The 3423-nt window shown below is 42.7% G+C and carries 2 protein-coding genes and 1 pseudogene; all 3 read right to left on the bottom strand.

Annotated elements, in window-relative coordinates; all coding sequences use genetic code 11:
- Window positions 1–53: 53 nt before the first annotated feature.
- Window positions 54–272: a dihydrodipicolinate synthase family protein gene (locus OKC42_RS22500; protein WP_235634715.1), complete on the bottom strand. Its 219-nt coding sequence runs from the start codon at window positions 270–272 to the stop codon at window positions 54–56.
- A 95-nt stretch (window positions 273–367) separates the two neighbouring features.
- A complete protein-coding gene (locus OKC42_RS22495; RefSeq protein WP_100652441.1) occupies window positions 368–1057 on the bottom strand; it encodes a B3/B4 domain-containing protein in 690 nt (229 codons plus the stop codon).
- 435 nt (window positions 1058–1492) lie between these two features.
- Window positions 1493–2210: pseudogene (locus OKC42_RS22490) on the bottom strand (transposase); the annotation flags it as partial.
- Window positions 2211–3423: the final 1213 nt, after the last annotated feature.

Below are 3423 nucleotides of genomic sequence, written 5' to 3'. Positions count from 1 at the left end.
TGACTCATGATGAACCCTGTTCCATGGCTCCAGATGACAAACATGATCTCATATCAGGGACTTGTTCGCACCTTCCCATGATTGACAGCAAGTGACGCCGCTTTGGCCCTTTCCTCACGGCTTAGGTAGATATAGCTTCCTGTAGAACCCAGTGCGCCAATCGAGTCAACATTGGCTAGAGCTAATCGCTCTATCAGGTGGATATAGGCCCTTTCATCGATGCCGTGATGGTTGACGGGCGTCAGGGGAAAAGCACTTAGTCCTGAAAACATCTCTTGTGTTCCCTAGCCATGAAATTAATCAAAATTCAACCTTCTCTTTGGCAGAAGAAGGTTGAGATATAGAGAAACGCGATAAATAAACTTATTTATTCTTTATCTTCAACGTATGTAAATACAATTTGCGCTTCTGGCATCATTTTCTTGAGACCAGAAATAAGGTCATCACTAGCAGCCTGTAGGGCCTCACGCGGCATTTCTGGCAGACTTTCTAAAATGAACCACATCTTTTTTGCATGCTCATCCAGTCGAGTTCTTACACCTTGACGCCAATTCCATCTACGGCAGGTTACTCCTGCTTCATCTCTCCAAATGACTTCCCCTTTCTCTGGTGGTTCATTTGCTGGCTGGCCTGATTTGACTGTATCAAATGCTTCTGTACCTTCAGCAATTGTTAGGTGTGGTATCCCAACATATGCTTCGTAGTTTTCACCACCGACAGGAATTGCATATTTAATGCTGATGGCATTATAGAGATCAACGATAGGATCTGCACTTGTGATCCCACCATCCTTTAGGACTCTATTACGTAAAGCCTCGGCAGAGCATGGCGTTCTCTTCGGTTTTGCACCAAACGTCTTAAATACCTCTCCCCATGCAGCAAGGTGTGCTTCGGCCCAAGTAGGATTATCCTCATGCACACACTTATATGAGTCTAAAAGTGCCTGAGTCGCTACATCAGAATCAATTATTTCTGACGCCAAGACCGTAATACTTATAGCGCGAAATCCAGGGGCAATCTCAAATATCTTTGGACTAATCAAAGGTGCAACTGGCATGCAATGCCTCCATCTATCATATCTTCATCAATCCTCTCATATTATTCTCATCCTAGCATTACTAAAATCAATAAGATTTGAGTAAATCACTTCCAATTCATTGATTTTTTCTGTAATGAAATTTTGAATGCTCAATCTATTATCTACAGGATTGCAGAGAGGTTTACGTTTTTGAATAGTCAGTATATTGCATAAACTTATCCATAAGCTCAAATTATTAAAACTAAGCCATCATTAGCTAAACTGATTGCGCTTGGTGGTCAATTGGATAGCATGGACTGAAACGTGTATGGATACGGTATTCACCTGACAGTTGCCCACCAAAGGGAGTCGTCATACGACTTCACACCGGATAATAAAACCATACCCTTACCGTGTTATCTGGAATCAGCGCATGACCACCAATAAGAAAGTTGTGCGTCAGCTACAGCTCGCTGAGCACCAACGTCGATTGCTCTCCTTGGCGGCAACACGTCCCTTATGTGCCCGCAGGGTCAATGGTGCAGCCGGTATTCTTTCCAGCAGCAGTCCATGATCGCGTATGACGCGATATACCCGTTTGGCGTTTACCAGAGGCTGTCGTGTTGCCTCTGACTGACGCCGTAACAGCGCCCAGACTCGACGATAGCCATAGGAGTGAAGCTCAGCCATCGCCTCCATGATCCGGCCAAGTAAGGCAGCATCATCATGCAGGCGATGATGACGACCATCTTGCCAACCTGGTTTTCGATGAACACGAACGGATAGCTGAGCACGCGATACATTAAGGGCTTGGCTCACACCACTTAATCGTCGTCCCCCGGCAACAAGGGCGCATGCGCAATCCATTTTTTGCTCGGCCATACTCCACGGCTTCTTTGAGGATCTCGTTCTCCATGGTCTTCTTCCCGAGCAGACGCTGGAGCACTCGGACCTGCTTGATGGCAGCAGCCAACTCGGAGGCAGGAACAACATCCTCACCGGCGGTGATCGCCGTGAGCGACCATTCTTGGAATTGTTTGCGCCATTTGAAAAGCTGGTTGGCGTTGACGTCGTGCAAGCGAGCGACATGAGAGACGGTCATCCCAGGCTCAAAGGTCTGCTGCACGATAGCGATTTTCTCTTGCGGAGTCCGGCGTCGACGGCGCTCTGCCCCTGTTAATACTTCGACCATCTTCTCGTTGTGACTAGTACTGCACATAGTTTCAAGACTACCTCTTAAGTTAAGAGGGGCGAAGTGTCTGGATCTTTAAGGGGCCAATCTAGTAACCAAGACCTCAGTTTGAGGCTGGTCTCAGGTGATAAGTAGATCTGTACAGTCTGTAAACCCCCATTCATACAGTCGGTGTTCAGCATTTCCTATGTATACTTTCCGACCACTCATACTCAATTAAACACAAAAAACAAGAGAGATGTACAGAATTGAACAATAAAATGCATACAACTAATAACTCATCTTATATTAAGACAGTACTTCATACAGTCCTATTTATTATTATAATGTCCATGATTGGCATGACTTCAGGTTGAACTTATTATTATATTTCAACCAGACACAACAATGAATCAATAGTAGTTACCGTAAATATAGCCATGTCTATTAATGTCAGGGGTAAATGACTTATACACTGCATAATGGAAAGTCAAAAGTTATAACAACCCAATCTTGTTAAAAAGCCACATCGACTCTCACCTGATTAAATACATTATAAAACAATTCAATGCAGAGGTTAAATTGTTTATTAAGAACAGTTTAAAAGAAAATAGAGATAAGCTTCAGCATGCTTTTAGCTCATATATATATGACATTTCAGCAATTGCACTACTTCTATTACCATTAACACTTACAAACTCATTGTGTGTTTTGCTTGGGCAGGGCTTTGCTCACGCAAATTATGCTACTATATCAGATCTACTAATTCAACTTTCACACACTTTAATTAATTTTTATCCTCTTGCACTGTGTGTGTTAACTAGTTACTATTTATCTCACAAAACATCTATAAATAGTGGTACTTTTATTGTATACGCAATAATACTATTCTATAGTTTATCTCATGCTAACAACTTATACTCCCCTGTTTTTCACCTCCCAAATAACACTATATTGGCTTTAGTAAGCCCGATTTTAACCTTAATCTACTGCAAGAAGGTTACATTACGAGATCTTGTTCCACATTCACTCGATTTCCCCTTAGCCATCTCTTTGCATGTTGCTCGGTTTTCTTGTTTTGCAATTCTAGTACTTGGTCTATCTACACTTAGTAAGTATATATTTAATTTATCTGTTGAGAACTTCGGCGAATATAGACTTAGAACCTATCCCAAAAGGAGTTGTCAGACAAAAATAGTGTTGTGTGACAATTTCTGAGGGGCGGATGGCGGGC

The sequence above is a fragment of the Aeromonas sp. Y311-2 genome, assembly GCF_027706025.1.
Classification (GTDB): Bacteria; Pseudomonadota; Gammaproteobacteria; order Enterobacterales; family Aeromonadaceae; genus Aeromonas; species Aeromonas veronii.
Note: the sequence above shows the minus strand (reverse complement) of the source record. Positions and strands in the feature narration are given on the sequence as shown.